Origin of the sequence: Parapedobacter sp. GCM10030251 (assembly GCF_042666505.1) — a bacterium.
Classification (GTDB): domain Bacteria; phylum Bacteroidota; class Bacteroidia; order Sphingobacteriales; family Sphingobacteriaceae; genus Parapedobacter.
Window position 1 is genome coordinate 412,397 of sequence record NZ_JBHTDN010000001.1, and the last position, 18,982, is coordinate 431,378.

The window sequence follows — 18,982 nt, forward strand, 5'->3', positions numbered from 1 at the left end:
ATTAATGTTTTTATGACGATTACCACCCGGGATTTTGAACCATATTGGGGTTCTTGTCCAATTCTGATTGCGGAATTGGAAATAGGTAGTGTTTTCGCTCATCGAATATGCGTGTTTGGTGGACGGGATAGGTGAACGTCCCGTTAGCATCCACAACCAATTTGTGAACCGGTCCATTATCGACGGTGGCGGCTATCTTCCATCTTCTTACGTCCCAGAAGCGATGATCTTCAAAAGCCAGTTCAATCCGTCGCTCGTGCCGTATGCGGGCCCGCATTTCGTCCTTTGACAGCCCTATGGGTAAGTCCGGCATATCGGATCGATTGCGTATGGTATTGATTGCCTGATAAACCGCTGCCGTAGGACCTTCGGACTCATTGAGTGCTTCGGCATAATTCAAATAAAGCTCGGCAAGGCGGATAATGGCAAAACGTCTGTAGGTGTTCCCTGCATCGGTAAAAAGATTGTGGCTCTCCAATAGGTATTTTCGGACAAAATAATTGACCCGTTGAATGGCACCGATCGTTACGTTGTCTGCTCCACCCGGCGCAATGTTTACGGCCCTTCCCTGCCACATGGCACCATGATATAGAATGCTCTGGTAAAAGCGCGGGTCCCGGTTCACAAATGGATTTTGTGGGTCATAGCCCGCATTGGGGTTTACGATCTGTTCGCCCGTCGGTGAATAACCAAGTACGGGCAGTTCCCCGTTCTCCATCTCGTAGGCATCAACCATTTCCTGTAGGGGACTATTGACATACCAACCACCATAGCCAATTGGCGAATTGTAATAATCCCAGCCGTAGCTCGTGATATCTCCTGAGCTTTTGGACCAGATGACCTCCGGGTTGTTAAGTTCCAGAAATATGCGCTCATAGGCCCGACGTCCACCGGAAGCCGTAAGCGACAATGCATAGCCGTTGCTTTCGGCATACTCGAGCGCTTCCTTTGACGCTGTCGCAGCGGCCGACCAACGTCCCGGATCGGCGGTAGGATTCCAAAGTTCGCTGGCAAAAAACAACGATAACCTCGACAGCAAAGCGCGGGCTATGGTTGCAGAAAAGCGGCCATACTGACTATCGTCATGTTTTGCTGGCAACAATTGGATTGCCTGATTGAGGTCTGCCTGTATGAACGCTACCGTCTCTTCCGGAGTGCTGCGCGAAAGGTGGACGCTTTCCCGCAGTTCAGGTTCCAAGGGTTTGTCTATCAGCGGTACTCCACCCCACATCTTAAAGAGTTCAAAATAGTAGAACCCCCGCAATCCATAGGCTTCTCCAAGCAACCGTTCCTTCCTTCCGGACGCACTACTGCTCACCTCGTTGGGGATTTTATCGTAGTTTGCAAGAAATACATTGATTCGCCGGATGGCGGCATAATAATCAAACCATAGGTGTTGTAACGGAAAAACCACGGCATTCCAATTACCGTTATTGAAATCGTAAGGTGTGCCTACCACAAATGAACTTTGCTGAAAGCCGATCTCGTCTGTACCGCCGCCCAACATGTAGTCCGATATCTTATCTACCGACTGGCGTTGAAAGTCGGGCAATGCGCCATAAGCATTGTTCAAAAATGCTTCCGCATTCTCCAAGTTGGTAAACACCTCTTCCACACTGATGAAGTCGCTCGGTGTTCTTTCCAGATATTCCTTACTGCATGCATTGAATAGGCATACCGTGCCTAATGTGTATATTGCAATCGCTAAACTTCGCAAGAACTTTTTCATTTTTTTAAAGTCTGATGTTAATCCCGAAATTGATGATACGTTGGATCGGATACACGATGTATCCTTCCGGAGATTCGGGATCCCGGTCTTTTAACCATAGGGTGTCCCATACCGCTAAATTTTGGGCGTTTACGTATAACCGGGAATAGCTGATTTTCAAGGGCGTTAATAAGCGCGCCGAAAACTCATACCCCAGTTCCGCATTTCTGATTTTTAGGTAATCAGCCTTTTGCACAAATTGGTCTGACAATACGGTATTGTTGTTGGAGGCGCTGGCCACGGGCATTAGTGCGTGGTCTTGGTTTTCGGGCGTCCACCGGCGAAGATTGAGCAAGCTTCCGGGGTATCCGTAAACATATGTGGTTCTTCCTCGTGCGCCATTGAGCAGTATGCTCGCGTCAAACCTTGCAAAAGAGGCACCCATGGAAAGTCCCCCGATGTAACGCGGTATGCTTTGCGTACGCACCGGTATCCGGTCAAACGCATTGATTACGCCATCCTGATTTATATCTGCATATTTGATGTCACCCGGTATCACCTTATTGGCAAAGCTTTGCGTCGGACTGTTGGCAATATCCTGTTCATTGCGGAAAAAGCCAAGCGACCGGTATCCCAGGTTATATCCGATTTCGTATCCGCGCAGGTCCTGGTAATCGAATGCTGGATTGGGCTGGTCGTTTTCCAGCACTTTGTTGCGGGCATAGGTAAGCTGGAGATTGGTGAACATACTGAATTTTTCGCTAAGCCTTTTTTGAAAACGTATTTCTCCCTCAAACCCACGATTCAGTACCACACCGCTGTTCCGGGGAGCCAAACCGGAAATAGCGACGAAATCAGGCACGTCGCCCGGGGGAGTCAGGATGTTATTACGTTTTTCCCTGAATACATCGAATGATAAGCCGATTTCATTTTGCCTAAAGAGTGATAGATCGAATCCGAAGTTGCTTTTTACAGCGCGTTCCCACGTAACGTAATTATTGCCAACACGGTTTTCGTTGTATCCCGGTACGTTGACCGGCGAAACGCCGAACCGGTATCCCCCGCCGGGTGCAAAATCGGTAATGTACAGCCAGCGTTCCCCGCCAATTTTGTCGTTGCCCGCAATACCATAAGATCCCCTGAATTTCAGGTATTTTACAAAATCCCATGCGAAAAAGCGTTCGTCGCTGAGGACCCACCCTGCCGAAACCGCCGGAAAGAAACCATAACGCCTATCCGGCGGAAAATTTTCCGATCCGTTGTATCCCAGATTCAGTTCTAGGAAATACTTTGATTTAAAATCGTAGGTAAAGTGGCCGCTCACGCCCTGGTAGGCATAGGGTAGCTCGTCATTTACCATCCGCAGGGTGCGGTTCGCAAGCAATTGGCCGGTGATGGCATGTTCCCCGAACGACTTGTTGTAATTGACCCGGAAATCAAGGTAATTATAGCGCTGGATAAAGCTTGATCCTGAAGTCGCCAATCGGGAGGCGATGGTGTGTTGCTGATAAACCGGATTGCCCGCATTGTTGTTCCCCCGGAACCAAAATGAATCGAAATCCTGCAACCTACGGGTAATCTTATTGTTGTTATTTTCAAAGCTAAAATAAATCTGCGCATCTAAGCCTTCGGTAATAAAATCAAGTTTATGCTTGGCTGCCAGCGTACCGTACATGACGTTGGTATAATCGGCATAGTAGCCGTTTTGGGTAACGAGCCCATACGGATTACTGTGATAGGGGATTTCCAAGGCACTGCCTGCCCCTAAACTCCCGTCCGGATTAAAAACAGGCTGACTGGAGGGGTACCTCCCGGTAATATCCGAGAAAATTTCCCCGAAGCCGGGTCCGGGTCCCGTCCGGTTTTCCAGTCGCCCCGCCAAATCAATTCGGATATTCAGCCTCGGTGTGGCATCCAAATCCACGTTCGAGCGGAAGTTATAGCGGTCAAACTTGCTCCGGACTCCGTAGTTGTCTTCAAAAATGTCCTGGTGTTTCAACAGTGTACCCTGTTTAATGTAACTGCCCGAAATAAAGTATCGCAGCCCGGCAGCGGCACTTCCCGTGATGTTCACGTTGTACTGATTTTGCAGCGATCGATCTTTTAAAACGACATCAAACCAATTTACGTCGGGATACTGATACGGATCTGCTCCCGTACGGATAATTTCCAACACTTCATCCGTATACCTGACCGGGACATCCGAGTTCATATCCACGTCTTTAAAGTACAATGCCTGGTCGTAAGCGCCCATCATGCTCGGCAGACGGATGGGTTGTTGTATTGCCTGTTGTGCCGTGAAATTGATTTCGGGCTTTCGGTTACTGGTTCCTCTTTTGGTCGTAACGACGATTACTCCATTGGCGCCCTGAATTCCATATAGCGCAGAAGAAGCCGCGTCTTTCAAAATAGTTACCGACTCGATTTCGTTGGCATCCAGTTGATTAAAGTCTGCCTGAGCCCTGGGCAACCCATCGATGACAACCAAGGGAGCTGAATTCCCGTAAGTGCCTTTTCCGCGGATGTACAAGGTTGCCTCGTCATTGCCCGGTTGCCCGCTTTGCTGTACGGTAATTAAGCCAGGGAGCCTACCGGCCAATGCGTTACTCAGGTTGGCTACCGGACTTTGCTTTAACTCTTTGGTTTGTATCGTCGCGATAGCTCCGGTAACCGAGCGCTTGGTTTGTCGGTTATCCATGCCGATGACTACCACTTCTTCCAAGTCGCTTACCTTGGGGATCAATGAGACATTGACCGTCTGTTGATTACCCACGGGAATCTCAGTTGCTTCGAACCCCAGTGTATTGAAGACAAGTACGTCCGTTCCCTGAATCAACGCGATCTGATAATTGCCCTCTTCGTCCGAGGTTGTGGTTGTATTCGTGCCCTTCACGGTAATAGTTACTCCCTGGATGGGGTTGTCGTCCTGATCCACGACTTTCCCCCTCACCACTCTTGGTTGTTGAAGATTGGATCGTACGTTGGCCGCCGGTCGGGTGATCTTATTCGACGGTTTGATGACGATGGTCTTTCCTTTTTTGGTGTAACGGAGGGGCGTAGCGGCGAATATCCGCTGTAAAGCTTCGTCCAACGGAACATTCTTCATTTCGATCGTTACCGGATCCGCGTTTCGAATGCTCTCGTCATCATACAAAAAGTAAAAACCACTCTGGTTGGTGACCTTATCGAGCACCTGTGCCAACGGTGCGCTTTTTTCGGAAAGCGAAATGGTCTGTGCCGCGGTTCCAACGGCGAGTACCTGGAATATCGTGATTGAAAGCGAAAATACGCTTAGGTTCATTAGTAACAGGGTTTTTTTTATGCCACGCCACGGTAGGCATAAAATCTTACTCATAAAAATTTTATACATTTGTTAGTCTTTGGTTAAAACTCTCTTGAAATGAAACATGTGGGATAACCAGGGCAGTTTACGGAATCCTGATCGCAACTCAGGGTTCCGCTTTTCGGCATGCTACTACCCAGGATTCCGGCTAGGGGTGTTTTGTAGTTTTCGGTCTTCTCATTGTTTTTTGCTTACTTGGTTCATAATTATTTTGATTTAACTCGTATGGTCCGGTTCTGCACATCAAACTGTACCCGATCGGTTAGGGAAAGCGTGCCCAGCACTTCGCTGATAGTCGCATAGCGGGATACGGTCCCACTGAACGTACGGTTTATGACATCGTCTTGGAATTCGACTTCAACATCATACCACCGCGCTACTTTGCGCATGATATCCCCCAGTTTTTCCTGGCGGAATGTAAAGACTCCATCGCGCCATGCAATTTCTCGGTTGGGATCCACGGCTTCTTTTCGCAAATGGGACTTGGTGTTAAGAGCCTGCTCCGAAGGAGAAAGTACCGTAGACTCAGTAGTTCCGGTATGACTATCCCGGATAACCTGTACCTTACCCGATAACAGCGTGGTCCGTATGATCTCGTCATCAGGATAAGCTGAAAGGTTAAATGCCGTGCCCAATACTTCCACTTGCTGCCCTTTGCTGATCACCCGAAATGGTTTACGGGAGTCTCTTTCTATTTCAAAATAACCCTCCCCCGAAAATTCAACTTGGCGTATTTCACCACTAAATCGGGAGGGATATTTAAGTGTCGAGGCCGCATTGAGCCAGATTTTCGAACCATCGGAAAGCGTGATCTGGTAAGTACCGCCTTTAGGGGTGGTGAGTACAAGCGTGTCTGAAGGCGGGAGGGCCAGAATGGTCCCGTCATTGTACACGGCACTGTCTTTGCGGAGGACGATTCCTTCGTGAGCGTCGCTGAGGGCGATTGTTTGACCACTGGCAAGCGTCAAGGTTGCGCGATTACCTCCGGGTGGTATATCGGTGAATTCGGGGCCAAGGGGAGGAAGCGGTTCGGTCCCGGTGTAGAACCATGTGCCAATGGCAACGGCAAGAATTGCTGCGGCTGCATAAGGGAGCCATTTGCGTAGTTTCGCCGGTTTGGCAGACAGCAAGTCAATGCGGCCCGTGATATGCTGGGTCAATTGTGCCGCCGTACTGTGATCGTCATTGAGCACTTGATCGTAATCTGATAATGCTTGGCTGAGCCACGTCGCATCGGCAGCACGTTCTACCAGTGCCTGATTGGCCGGATGACGATTTGCCCATTTCTGTAGCTCTGCTCGCTCCGCAGCGGTTAATTCCCCGCTTTGGTATTTGCGTAATAGCGATACGATCGCGCTTCTTTCCATTCTTTTCGGTCGTTCAATGGCCATACGGCCGTTTTAGGTATAGAACCGAAACGCATTCAGAATCTGTAATGAAAATTGAAAAAAAATTAATTTTTTCCGAGATACGTCAAAAATGCAAGATAAAGCATCACGTCATAACCTTTAAACGCATGTTGGAGTGATTTAACGGCGAGTGATTTATTCAGGTAGACGGCGTTAGCCGTTATACCGAGCTTCTCGGAAATTTCTTGCACAGTTAGCCCTTCAAAAAATACAAGACGAAAGACGTCCCGTTGCTTTTGCGGGAGTTTCTCAATCTCCCGGTAGATGGCATCCAATAGTTCCAGCTCGATCAGCCGCGATTCCACATCCGGGTCACTGCTCAAAAGCTGCTCGGCCTCCACCATGCCCGCCCGTTGCCGGTGTCGCGGTGATTGTACGTAATTCAGGCAAGCGTTGCGGGTTACGACATAGAGAAACGAGCGGATAGCAGCCATTGAATCGAAATTGCCGCGGGACTGCCACAATTTGAAGAAGCTGTCATTAGCGATTTCTTCGGCAGCCTCCCGGTCTTTCACCATGGTCCAGGAAAAATAGCGAAGCGCTCGGTTATGCATCTTTACGATCTGGGTAAACGCATCCGTATCTCCTTGCAGGAAGTCATTGAGCAAATCTTCGGGCTGTAAGCGCTTCATACCTGGTACGAATAACGTGAAAAAAAATGCGGGAATCAAGCAGATCCATTATTCGTTCTGCGTTATTCAAGACGCTTCCCATAGCGCCTATTGGAAGAAAATGCCGGAAAGGCCTGCATCTTCGCCAGCAACGTGACTAAGCCTAACCCGCACAGGTCCCCTTGTCCTAAACGTATAATAACGAACATTGCCGGTTGTCTTTACCAGGATGGTCGGGTGTATCAAATTTTTGGTCCGTTCGTCAAAAAGATCAATGACAAATTTACCGTTTGTGCCGAGTTCTGCGGTACGAAGCGTAAATTGATAGACTTTTTCCGGTTGGGCCAGGATGTCGAGACAGTAGGTTTGATAGCAGGCCATTGGATTTTGCGTAGCTAATATCGGCAAAGGACCATGGCCGTCTAATGGCCAGTTGCCCAAACGAGGGGCGCCCGTTCCTTCGTTCTTCCATACGATTTTTTCCACATAGTCCGGGAGCGTGTTTTGCTGAGCCGCATTGCCCTGATGATCAAAAAGGAAATAACCGTCCCGTCCATACCGGTCCACCCAATCGGTAGAGGTAGTGCTATCGACCGAAACCAATTCGGTATGGTTGGCGTTTCTCTTTTTTGTTTTAGGAGGATGGCTTTTACGTTGTTCATCTTCATACTCCATATCGATTTCATAAGAACCGGAAGGAAGATCGGGAAGGTATACGAATCCATCGTCTTCCGTTGGGATCGCGTAGGGTGGGTTCTGCGCATTGCGACGGGGGTAAACATCGTGGCCGTTCACGGTAATGCGCCGCATGCGTTTTCCCATTTTTGGAAGCCCGATGGTAGCCAGACTGCCTGTGGGTGAATGAAGGTACGCCGTACCCTTGTTTACGTCGATGCCAAAACGGATGGCCCCGAGCGGTGTGGGCAGACCGCCGCTTACGGCGTTTAAAGAGTTGGAGAGATGGGGAATAACTCGAAAACGTTTAAATCCCGGCGATATCGGTTTGATACCCAGTATTTCTTCAGAAAGCCACCGGGTTGCGCCGCTGCTCCACGGGTGACATAGGCTAGTGTAACCGTGCTGGCCGTTTGGAATGGGGTCATTGGGCAGAAACAGGTTTGACCATTCCGGACGGAAACACTCCCAAAACGTGGTCGCCCCAAGCCGAAGTTGTCCGCCCCAGGTCTTGTCGATTGCCAACAACGCTTCGCCGTGCAGACCGCCGGCAGCTAGGGCTTTGATGATAAAATATTGATTGAAGGGAGAAAAAGAGACGATGTTTGACCGGTCGAGAAAATAGTGACGTACCAGCGCTGTTGACTCCTGGTGAGTCAGGTAGCCACCGTTCATTGCCTCGGCGGCCGCATGTAATCCAATGGATTGGTACCATCGCGGATTCTTCCTAATCTCGGCAAGTTTTTGGTCGCCCAACCGCTTGTAGTTAACGCTTAGTTCCTCTTCTCCAAACGCGGCCAATACCTTGGCGAGTTCCGTGCATGTCTGAATATATAATAATCTGTATGCATGTCGGTTTTGAGGTATATTGGGGGTTTCGAATCCCGCGCCCAGCCGTTCATCCCACCCGTAAAATCCCAGGTTGGCATCGTCGGCGATTACCTGTGCCGCATGATTGAGCTTCCGTTTCAGGGTGCCCAGGTGGGACCGCAGAAACGCTTCGTCGCCAGAATAACGGTAGTAGTCGAGCAGGCTGTGAATCCATAACAGCGAATAACTTTCTATGGAATTGTTGTCTTCTGCTGTTCGCTGTAAGTTATGGCGTACCATTTCGTAATTACCAAAGGCGATCATGCTCACCGCTTGGGAAACATGTGCATCTCCCGTCCATGAGTGACGATCGCCCCGGTCCATCAGAATGGCGCCGATATGGTCTTTCAGCAAATTCAGTTTAACGGCGTAAGCCCCGGTGTACCAAATCCGATTCAGTATGGTGTCGGAACTCTCGAAGTGCCCAGCGTAGTTTACGGGTTTGGTCTGGCAGACCAGGCGGACATTCTTAATGTGCCAAGGCCTGTCAAATCTCGTTACATGGATCCATCCGAACCGGACGCCTTCATAAAGTTCCGCATTTAGCTCCAATCGATAGGTATTTCCGTGTTTCACCGGTATCCCGGTCTTATGAGGGGATTGCGGCCCTGAATTGACAATCGCAGGCTGATTGTATTCGCTGATACTCATCTGCACTTCTCCCGTTAGATCTGGACTGTCAAATTCGATCCATGCAGCACTTTCCACACCGAAGTCAAAACGGATGGAGCCTTCACCATTGACAGTGATCGAGCAGTCATCGGTCAGGGCAGATTCCGTTCCCTCAAAGCTGGCGGCTGTCTCCGAATGAACCTGTACCGGTTTCAGGTGATATACCTGGAGTTCTTCGCTTTTGTGTTCCCAAACATAGGATACCAAGGGGTCAGGTGAGGCTGTGACTTGTTTTCCGGTGAAAGCGCCACCGGATACAATGGGGTAAGGAGCAATGCCCGAGTCTTTAGGGAGTTGATAGTTCGTACGAGTGGAAGGGAGCTGACTGAAGGACTCGGCGGGCGAACAAATGAGGGAAAATAAACTAATAAAACCTATTGTGGAGAATACTCCGCGGATTTTTTCTGACATGCCGTTCAATCTGGGTTATACAAATGGTTAATTCGTGCTGCAAACATAGCAATAGCTTGGGGATTCGCTTTTCAAAAAAGCGACAAATGTTTGTCTTTTTTGACATAAAATCCGACGTCTTATCCATTAACTTTTTTCGTTTATTTGCAAGCGCATCCGGAGCAATAGTTAATCCTAGCATGTTTGTAACGTTATTGGCCCTGCATTCATTGGTTCGCTGGATGGTATTGGGCAGCTTGCTTTTCGCGATCTTTCGTGGATACAGGGGATGGCTAACCAGAAAGCAGTTTTCACATTTCGATAATTCCGTTAGGCATTGGACAGCAACCGTCGCCCATATTCAGCTACTTTTGGGGGGAGCACTGTATGTCGTCAGCCCAATTGTGACGCATTTCCTGCACAATTTCCGGGAAGCCGTACACCAGCGGGATCTTCGTTTTTTTGGTATGGAACATATTACGATGATGGTGTTTGCCGTCATTGTGATTACCTTCGGTTCAGCCAAAGCCAAGCGGAAACCGACAGATTCCGCCAAGTACAAAACCATGGCCCTTTGGTTTACCGTTGGTCTACTCATAATATTCTTGTCCATCCCTTGGGCATTCTCACCTTTCACGAGTAGGCCTTATCTCCGGCCCTTTTAGTTTGGTCTATTGCCCCCTTACCACTTATTTTCTTCTTCCTATTTACGCCCTAACTGCAGCATATTCTTTGTCTGAGGACGACCAAACGTTTGCGGATCGACCGCAGGTACGTACATTCCCGCTGCTTAAAGGTACCGCTTTTTCTTTTAGTGTCGATGCCGCCTCGGAGATTAAAGCCATGAGCCATCGCCGGGTCTTTTTTATGCTCAAAGGCACAAATTAAAAAAAAGTGAAAAAAGTTCTTGACTCTTACCTTACGTCATAGCCTACCTTTGTCGGAACAATGGATAATGACCTGACAGCATACACGGTAAAGAAGCTTGCGAAGGCGGCCGGTGTGAGTGTGCGCACGCTCCATCATTACGATCGGATTGGTCTGCTCAAACCATCGATCCGCACCGCTGCAGGGTATCGGCTATACGGCAAAAGTGAGCTGCTGCAGTTACAGCAAATCCTTTTCTACAAGGAGCTGGATTTCGGACTAAAGGAAATCGCCGCATTGATCAACCGTCCGGATTTTGACTTGATAAGTGCACTGGAAAGTCAAAAGCAGCTGCTGAAAGCACGTCGGAAGCGTATCGACCGGCTCATGTCGACATTGGATAAAACTATTTTACATATCAAAGGAAAGATCAAGATGAACTACGAAGAATTGTACGAGGGGCTCCCAAAGGAGCAGGCCACCGCATGGCGAAAGGAAGCCTTGGCGAAATGGCCAGATCAGGTAACGCACTCGGAGCAGGTACTTGTCGGCATGGGCAAGGACGAGTTTGAGAAATTAAAGAGTGGCTTTAAGGAAAACTGGGAAACATTGGCCTACTTTTGCAGTCAGGGTATAGATCCCGTTTCCGAACCGGTTCAACAGGAGATTGACAAGCACTATCACTATATCCTGCGGTTTTGGGGTAAACCGGGCGATCAGGTAGAAGCTTACAAAGGACTTGGAGAACTCTACATGGCTGATCCCCGTTATACCGAAGTTGGAGGGGTAGCGTTCGGCCGGTTTTTGAAACAGGCGATTGACCACTATTGCAAATAAAAGCGATTTTCGCTTAGTTTGCAGTCCGATAACTGCAAAATATATGTCTGTGCTTTTCAGCCCCTTGACCATTAAGGGGGTTACCTTGAAAAATCGACTGATCGTGTCGCCCATGTGCCAGTATTCGTCTGTGGATGGATTCGCTGACGATTGGCACCTGGTGCATTTGGGAAGCCGGGCGGTAGGAGGGGTGTCCCTGGTCATCTCCGAAGCTACGGCGGTTTCTCCCGAGGGTCGGATCTCCCCGTATGACCTGGGCATCTGGAAAGATGAGCACATCGAAAAGCTAGCGCAGATCACCACTTTTATTAAGGGACGACGATGCGTGCCAGGTATCCAGCTCGCGCACGCCGGCCGGAAGGCCAGCACAGCCGTACCTTGGAAGGGCAGGGGAAGGGTGACCGAAGAAGAGGGGGGATGGGTGCCGGTAGCGCCATCGGCCGTAGCATTTGCGGACTATTATCCGATGCCTGTGGAATTGGACCGCGAGGGCATCCACAAAGTTATCGCCGACTTCACCGAGGCGGCAGCGCGCGCGTTCCGCGCAGGCTTTCAGGTTGCTGAAATTCATGCGGCGCATGGTTATTTGCTACACCAGTTCCTTTCGCCATTGAGTAATCAGCGGGAAGACGACTATGGTGGACCTTTTGAAAACCGCATCCGGTTGCTGCTTGACGTCGTTGCGGGCGTAAAGTCGGCATGGCCGGCAGATTTACCTTTATTTGTCCGAATTTCGGCTACGGACTGGGCGGAGGATGGCTGGAATGCTGACGACTCCGTACGGTTGGCAACGGTATTGAAAACGGCAGGTGTAGACCTAATCGATGTATCAACAGGCGGGTTGGTGAGCTACCAGCAGATTCCGGTGGGACCAGCCTACCAATTGCCTTTTGCCGCCAGAATCAAAAAAGAAACGGGCATCTTAACTTCCACCGTTGGCTTAATAACAGATGCCGCACAGGCGGAAGCGATTTTAGCCAATGGAGATGCCGATGCGGTAATGATGGCCCGGGAGTTCCTACGTAATCCCTATTTTCCTTTGCGGGCGGCTGCTGACTTGAAAGCCGATGTTACATGGCCTGTACAGTATGAACGGGCGAAGCCGCAATAACGATAAAAATGGACAATCATCTGAAGGGGGTACTCATGGCCCTGTTAGCGGCCACGTTGTGGGGAGTGTCAGGAACCTGTGGACAATTTTTGTTTCAAGAGCGGGCAATGGCCGTGGAATGGCTGATGGCCGTACGTATGCTAGGCGCCGGTATACTGCTGTTGTTGGTGGCTTTGTTACGGAAGGATCGCCACATGTGGTTGATTTGGCGGGATAGGAGCGATCGCCGACGTTTGCTTATTTTTGGCATCCTAGGTATGCTCACTGTGCAGTATTCCTACTTTGCAGCGATCAAACACTCTAATGCGGCAACGGCCACCATTCTACAATTTTCGGCTCCGGTATTGATTGCTATTTACCTGGCCGTTCGATACGGCAAGCGTCTCAACGCAATGGGATACCTCGCTATTTTTCTTGCGGTGCTGGGGACCTTCCTCTTGGTGACCCACGGTAATATCCGCTCGTTGAGTATATCACCGTTGGCTTTTGCGCTGGGAATGGCATCGGCGGTAAGTCTGGCCTTATATACTCTGATGCCGGGCAGATTGCTCGACAAATACAGTGCCCTGAGTGTTATTGGCTGGGGGTTGTTTATTGGAGGCGTGGCGATCTCGTTGCTTAGGCCGCCATGGGATGTGGCAGGCATTGAATGGGATGAATATACCTACGCAAACACCCTATTTGTCGTCTTGTTCGGTACGTTAGTGCCGTTTTACGTATACCTGAAAGCCGTCCAATTGATCGGTGGGCAAAAGGCCAGTTTACTTACCTCAGCCGAGCCGCTTTCTGCCACGCTGCTCGCGGTGTTGTGGCTGGGCGTTTCCTTCCAGGCGTTGGATTGGCTGGGAGCGCTGTTGATTGTTAGTACCGTATTCCTGTTATCTGTGGGTAAAGTATCTGGGGATCATTCCTGACTTAAAAAAGTTTGACGCGTAAATTCGTGACCAGGATGTATAAAGGAATGAGTCCGAATGATATCGCCAGAAAAATTCCCACACGGATATAATTCAGGACACGCCACTGAGCTGTACGGGCGAGCAGGTCTGTGTCTGTTGCCGGAGATGCCGCGATTTTTTGAAAATCGATGATATTCGGCGCAAAATACGTGAGCGTCCAAACACGTACGGCGACGTGAAGTAAAAGCAAAAGTAATAACCAGTTTCGGACCGAATCTATCTTCCAGCAGAAGATGAGCGCCAATAAGAAAGTAAGCTCATGCAATGAGTGAATGACGATCCAAAAGGCTTTCAGGTTAAGTCCGTATTTTCCCCCTAACAGCGACAGCGATTCTGGCGGGGAGACGGTCCATTGGGTACGATGACCGCCGTTTCAAATACTTAGGCGCCATTCATCAGGAAATAGGCCAGTATGGTAATGGACAGCCATATCTCAGCCCTTGTCAGGTAATTTGCAGTTAGTTGCTCCATCTTAATTATCCGTATGTAAGCTTTCTATGGTTTCATTCATAATTTGTATAGCCGACCGAAAATACCTTTCAAGTACGTCGAGTTCTTGATCCGAGAAGGAGCTAACCAATGCGGTTGTTTTCCTGTCAAGTTCTGAAAACAAAGGCCGCAGCAGTTTCATAGCTGTTTCCGTTCGGGGGACAATGATTACCTTACGTCGGTCGTGTTTGTCGAATTCCCGCTTGGCCAGGTTCTTCTTCTCCAGTCGGTCTACCAAGCCTGTGACGGCTCCGGTGGTTAAGCCCGTCAATTTAGAAAATTCCCCTGCGGTTATGGCTCCCCGCTCGATTAGTAATCCTAGGTACTTATGGTCGGTACCCGAAAGGCCCGCCTTGCGGGCAATCGCTTCATGCATCAAGATGGACGTATCCGAGTAACGTCTGCCTAACGTGCGGAATTCGTGTATCTTTTTTTTATGGTAAGAGGTCTCCACAACTATTTTTGCTAAAAAGTATCTTATTTGCAAAGATATATATTTTAAGTATTAATGGAAGAAATAAAAAAGCGAATCAGAAGAAATACTAAGTTTGTACGATCGTGCTAAACATATGAAGGATTATAAAGAATATTTTATCATACCCGCTGAGCCCGAATTGCTTTATTTAGCGTTAACCACGGCCGAAACCATTCGGCTCTGGACAGGCGACGAGGTGGTAATGACCGCTGAACCGGGTACGGAGTTTTCACTTTGGGATGGGGCGATCGTAGGTAAGAACTTATCCTTTGAGCAGGGTAAGAAAATCGAGCAACAATGGTATTTTGGCGAACAGGACGTACCTTCCATCGTGACCATCAAACTTCATCCGCACAAGCACGGAACTTCCATGGAGGTGAGGCAGACCCATATTCCCGATGAAGATTACGATGATATCATAGATGGCTGGCGGACGGTATACGCGGCTTCGCTCATTGATTTTTATACGGAGTGACCTTGTAGATTCTCCTTCAGTGAGCGTCACTTCCACGCCTAAGCAAATTTTTTATTTTATATGCATTATCGCCGGCTCCCGTCAGAGGATGTTAGCGGGATATCCAAATTATTCGTAGGCTACGTATCCTTATAGAGGTACATAACGGGTACGGAGAGGTCGGAATTGCATTCGTTACCTAGTGCCATTACAGTATAGGTGCCGGCCTCTGACACGGTGAGTTGTTGATCATGAAAACCGTTTATCGGTTCGCTATTGCGGAACCAGAGGTAGGACAGGGCGTTCGTGGCATTCGCACGTAACACGACCGAGCTACCCGGCACAATGTGCACGGATTGCTCAATCTGTGCGGAAACAGGGAGTGCCATGTACAGCATCAGTAAGCACCCAATGTATTTAATCCCGGGAATCGCCATTATTTCTGCCTTCCACAATCCTCACCGCCGAAGATTTTGAATCTTGAGAAGTGTGTAATTCATGTATTAGACGTATCTATGGATTGGCCTGAATGGAGATCGTTGGCTTGCCCGGTTTGGGAGTGAAAGTAGATGATTGCGTAGCTACAACTGAGCCATCTGAACCGCTCGTACTATTGGCGTAAGCTTGTACGGCTACGCCACCGCCTAGAAGGGCGTTTGTGCTAGCGAATTTAAGGTATACGATAGAATTGGCTACGAGTGTGTTTGAAAATATCAGTTGCTGCCAAGCAGTTGCAGTGCCCACTGTGCTAGATGCCGTCAGTGTTGTGAAATCTGATAGGTTGGAATTTACGGAAAGAAGCGGTTGAGTTACGGTTGCTGAATTTCCAAGGCCTGATGTTGTCCCGTTTCGTTGCGCATCCGCATACACCCGTTGACCATACCCCTTCTTCACCGCTCCAAACAGCAGCAATATCACCGAAAAAAAGCGGAGCGAACGGAAAGATACGGATAGGACGAGAGGGTACATATCAATTCATAGGTGTGTGCAACAAGAGGTGGAGTTAAGGTAAATGTAATAAGTATCTGCCTCGCAAAAATAGGCGATCGTTTAAGTTCATATTCCGTTCATTTTATTCATATTCCTTTCAGTTATATGAATGCTTTAGGCGTCGGGCACGTGGATTAATAAAGCACCCCAACCGGTGCCAGACTGTGGTGCATGATGGAGGAGTCAGGTGGCGCTCAGCGGGCTATCTCAGTGCGGTCACCGTGCGGCATATCGCACTGTTACAGCAAGGTGAACGCCCGCGGACCGCTCTGTGACAGCGTGGTTATGCGGAGCAGTCTAAAAGCAGGCTGGCAACAGATAGACAACCGGTACAAACTCTGTATAAAAAATTTTTAAAAAACGGTGAAAAACCCTTACCTTTGTCCCTCGTGAAATTTGGAGTACATTGCTTCAGGACGAAATGCCCCAAGCCCGGAAATCTTTCCGATACGCACTTCATTTCTAACCGTTTTAGGCCCGTTGAGGGCTTTTTTTATGGATATATTGACAGCTTTATCAACGTAGCAAACCATCAACAACAGGATAACGAATGACTAACTACAGCAAACTTCCAGCAATTTTGTTATTGGAAGACGGAACCGTCTACCATGGCAAGGCGGCAGGAAAAATTGGTACCACGACGGGCGAGATCTGTTTCAATACAGGCACCACGGGTTATCAGGAGATTTTTACCGATCCATCGTACTATGGGCAGATTATGGTGACCACGAATGCGCATATTGGTAATTATGGCATAGCGGGGGAGGAATCTGAATCGAACAAGATTCAGATTGCCGGACTGGTCTGCAAGAATTATAGCATCAATTACAGCCGAAAAATGGCTGACTCATCGATCCAAACCTATTTCGAAGAGGGCAACCTGGTGGGTATTTCGGATATCGATACCCGTTCACTGGTACGCCATATTCGCGACAAGGGCGCCATGAACGCCATCATTTCTTCGGAAATATTGGATATCGATACCTTAAGGGACGAATTGGCCAAAGTGCCTTCGATGGCCGGATTAGAATTGTCGTCTGTGGTGACGACCGACACCCCTTATTATTATGGCAACGAGGATGCGCCGCTTCGCGTAGCCGTGCTAGATCTGGGAATCAAGAAAAATATCCTGCGTAATTTCGATGCTAGAAAAGTGTATGCGAAGATTTTTCCGGCGAAGACTACGTTTGCTGAAATGGATGCTTGGGGTGCCGACGGCTATTTTATCTCGAACGGTCCCGGTGATCCTGCAGCCATGGATTATGCCATACAAACGGTCAAGGATATCGTGGCAGCTGATAAGCCGCTTTTTGGGATTTGTTTGGGACATCAATTGCTGGCATTGGCCAACGGCATCCGTACAAGGAAGATGTTCAACGGTCACCGTGGCATTAACCATCCGGTGAAGAATATCGTAGCCGACCGGTGTGAGATCACCAGCCAAAACCACGGTTTCGGGGTCGTGGCTGAAGACATCGAGCAATCGGATAAAGTAGAGATCACACATGTTAATCTCAACGATCATTCCATTGAGGGAATCCGAATGAAAGGCAAAAATGCATTTTCGGTGCAATACCACCCTGAATCGTCGCCCGGTCCGCATGATTCGCGTTACCTGTTTGACGATTTTGTTCAATTAATGGAGCGGGGAAAATTGGAGTTGGCGAATTAAAAGTTGAAAGTTGATTGTATCGTTCAATTTTCAATTAAACAAGGATTTTCAATTTTCAACTAAATATAATTACCTTTGGAGGTGTGTTGCTTCGTGTAAATGTGACACTAACTTTGAAAGCTATCGTAATAGTAACCTTTTAAAATAAAAGAAATACATGAGTTTGATCATCGACGTACATGCGCGGCAAATACTGGATTCGCGCGGTAATCCTACCATCGAGGTAGATGTGACTACTGAAAATGGATTCGTTGGCCGTGCGGCCGTTCCATCGGGTGCTTCCACAGGTGTACATGAGGCCGTTGAATTGCGGGACGGAGACAAGGCAAAATATCTCGGAAAAGGAGTTTTGAAAGCGGTTGAAAACGTGAATACCAAAATTGCGGAAGCGCTTCAAGGCATCGATGTTTTCGAACAGAACGCTATCGATAAGGTGATGATTGATCTCGATGGGACCGAAAATAAGGGCAATTTGGGTGCTAATGCGATCTTGGGCGTTTCCTTGGCCGTGGCTAAAGCGGCTGCGCAGGAAAGTCGGCAGCCGGTCTACCGGTACATCGGCGGTGTGAATGCCAACACATTGCCGATTCCAATGATGAACATCATCAATGGTGGATCGCACTCCGATGCACCGATCGCGTTTCAGGAATTTATGATCATGCCGGTAGGCGCACCTTCGTTTTCTGAGGCATTGCGTTGGGGTGCAGAAGTATTCCACAACCTGAAAAAGATTTTGCACGACCGGGGGTTATCTACCGCTGTCGGTGATGAGGGTGGGTTTGCGCCTGCTTTTGATGGCACTGAGGATGCCGTGGAAACCATTTTGAAGGCCATCGAAAAGGCGGGATACAAACCGGGTAGTGATATCTATCTGGCATTGGATTGTGCTTCATCTGAGTTTTACAAAGATGGCAAATACGATTACACAAAATTCGAAGGCGATAAGGGTGCGGTGCGCACAAGCGAAGAGCAAGCAGCTTACCTTGCTGAACTGACCGGCAAATATCCCATTATTTCCATCGAAGACGGCATGGCTGAAGACGATTGGGCTGGGTGGAAGGTCTTGACCGACAAGATCGGTGCAAACGTTCAATTGGTAGGAGACGACCTGTTTGTTACCAACACCAAAAGGCTGCAGCAAGGTATCGATACCGATACGGCGAATTCCATTCTGGTAAAGGTAAATCAGATCGGTTCGCTGACCGAAACGATCAATGCGGTATCACTCGCACAAACTAATGGATATACTTCAGTCATGAGCCATAGGAGCGGTGAAACGGAAGATTATACCATTGCCGATCTAGCAGTGGCGCTTAATTGCGGACAGATTAAAACCGGGTCGGCATCGCGCTCTGATCGGATCGCTAAATACAACCAATTACTCCGTATCGAAGAGGAATTGGGTAGCAGCGCGCGATTCTTGGGTAAAAGCTTCAAATTCGCAAAATAACGC

The 18,982-nt window shown here is 48.7% G+C and carries 15 protein-coding genes; 7 read left to right on the top strand and 8 right to left on the bottom strand.

Going from position 1 to position 18,982, the window contains the following annotated elements:
- Window positions 1-19 precede the first annotated feature (19 nt).
- From ACFQRK_RS01860 to ACFQRK_RS01880, 5 genes are all read right to left on the bottom strand, one after another.
- On the bottom strand, window positions 20-1,729 hold the full coding sequence (locus ACFQRK_RS01860; RefSeq protein WP_379003045.1) for a RagB/SusD family nutrient uptake outer membrane protein: 1,710 nt from the start codon (window positions 1,727-1,729) through the stop codon (window positions 20-22).
- A 4-nt stretch (window positions 1,730-1,733) separates the two neighbouring features.
- Window positions 1,734-5,009, bottom strand: a complete 3,276-nt coding sequence (locus ACFQRK_RS01865) for a TonB-dependent receptor (RefSeq protein WP_379003047.1) — start codon at window positions 5,007-5,009, stop codon at window positions 1,734-1,736.
- Window positions 5,010-5,257: 248 nt separating this feature from the next.
- Window positions 5,258-6,418 (bottom strand): FecR domain-containing protein, encoded by a 1,161-nt coding sequence (locus ACFQRK_RS01870; protein ID WP_379003049.1) that lies wholly within the window; start codon window positions 6,416-6,418, stop codon window positions 5,258-5,260.
- An 86-nt stretch (window positions 6,419-6,504) separates the two neighbouring features.
- Window positions 6,505-7,092, bottom strand: coding sequence for an RNA polymerase sigma factor (locus ACFQRK_RS01875; RefSeq protein ID WP_379003051.1), 588 nt, complete (start codon window positions 7,090-7,092; stop codon window positions 6,505-6,507).
- A gap of 87 nt (window positions 7,093-7,179) precedes the next feature.
- Complete coding sequence (locus ACFQRK_RS01880) at window positions 7,180-9,699, bottom strand: alpha-L-rhamnosidase C-terminal domain-containing protein (protein WP_379003053.1); 2,520 nt, start codon at window positions 9,697-9,699, stop codon at window positions 7,180-7,182.
- A 179-nt stretch (window positions 9,700-9,878) separates the two neighbouring features.
- Here ACFQRK_RS01880 and ACFQRK_RS01885 point away from each other — a divergent pair, with 179 nt between their 5' ends.
- From ACFQRK_RS01885 to ACFQRK_RS01900, 4 genes are all read left to right on the top strand, one after another.
- The gene (locus ACFQRK_RS01885; RefSeq protein ID WP_379003054.1) at window positions 9,879-10,343 is read left to right on the top strand and encodes a hypothetical protein; all 465 of its coding nucleotides are present in this window, start codon (window positions 9,879-9,881) and stop codon (window positions 10,341-10,343) included.
- 283 nt (window positions 10,344-10,626) lie between these two features.
- Window positions 10,627-11,382 carry a MerR family transcriptional regulator gene (locus tag ACFQRK_RS01890; RefSeq protein ID WP_379003056.1) on the top strand — a complete coding sequence of 252 codons (756 nt, stop codon included), beginning with the start codon at window positions 10,627-10,629 and terminating at the stop codon, window positions 11,380-11,382.
- 43 nt (window positions 11,383-11,425) lie between these two features.
- Complete coding sequence (locus ACFQRK_RS01895) at window positions 11,426-12,493, top strand: NADH:flavin oxidoreductase/NADH oxidase (RefSeq protein WP_379003058.1); 1,068 nt, start codon at window positions 11,426-11,428, stop codon at window positions 12,491-12,493.
- An 8-nt stretch (window positions 12,494-12,501) separates the two neighbouring features.
- The gene (locus tag ACFQRK_RS01900; protein WP_379003060.1) at window positions 12,502-13,407 is read left to right on the top strand and encodes a DMT family transporter; all 906 of its coding nucleotides are present in this window, start codon (window positions 12,502-12,504) and stop codon (window positions 13,405-13,407) included.
- Between the two features lie 514 nt (window positions 13,408-13,921).
- Here the strand turns inward: ACFQRK_RS01900 and ACFQRK_RS01905 are convergent.
- Window positions 13,922-14,392 carry a MarR family winged helix-turn-helix transcriptional regulator gene (locus ACFQRK_RS01905; RefSeq protein WP_379003062.1) on the bottom strand — a complete coding sequence of 157 codons (471 nt, stop codon included), beginning with the start codon at window positions 14,390-14,392 and terminating at the stop codon, window positions 13,922-13,924.
- A gap of 115 nt (window positions 14,393-14,507) precedes the next feature.
- Between ACFQRK_RS01905 and ACFQRK_RS01910 the strand changes: the two genes are divergently transcribed.
- Window positions 14,508-14,888, top strand: a complete 381-nt coding sequence (locus ACFQRK_RS01910; RefSeq protein ID WP_379003063.1) for an SRPBCC domain-containing protein — start codon at window positions 14,508-14,510, stop codon at window positions 14,886-14,888.
- 119 nt (window positions 14,889-15,007) lie between these two features.
- Here ACFQRK_RS01910 and ACFQRK_RS01915 read toward each other — a convergent pair whose 3' ends face one another.
- Complete coding sequence (locus ACFQRK_RS01915; protein ID WP_379003065.1) at window positions 15,008-15,256, bottom strand: hypothetical protein; 249 nt, start codon at window positions 15,254-15,256, stop codon at window positions 15,008-15,010.
- A gap of 124 nt (window positions 15,257-15,380) precedes the next feature.
- Window positions 15,381-15,836: a hypothetical protein gene (locus ACFQRK_RS01920; protein ID WP_379003067.1), complete on the bottom strand. Its 456-nt coding sequence runs from the start codon at window positions 15,834-15,836 to the stop codon at window positions 15,381-15,383.
- A gap of 571 nt (window positions 15,837-16,407) precedes the next feature.
- Here ACFQRK_RS01920 and carA point away from each other — a divergent pair.
- Both carA and eno read left to right on the top strand, forming a co-directional pair.
- A complete protein-coding gene (gene carA / locus ACFQRK_RS01925) occupies window positions 16,408-17,529 on the top strand; it encodes a glutamine-hydrolyzing carbamoyl-phosphate synthase small subunit (protein WP_379003069.1) in 1,122 nt (373 codons plus the stop codon).
- Window positions 17,530-17,686: 157 nt separating this feature from the next.
- A complete protein-coding gene (eno, locus tag ACFQRK_RS01930) occupies window positions 17,687-18,979 on the top strand; it encodes a phosphopyruvate hydratase (RefSeq protein ID WP_379003072.1) in 1,293 nt (430 codons plus the stop codon).
- The last annotated feature ends 3 nt before the right edge of the window (window positions 18,980-18,982 follow it).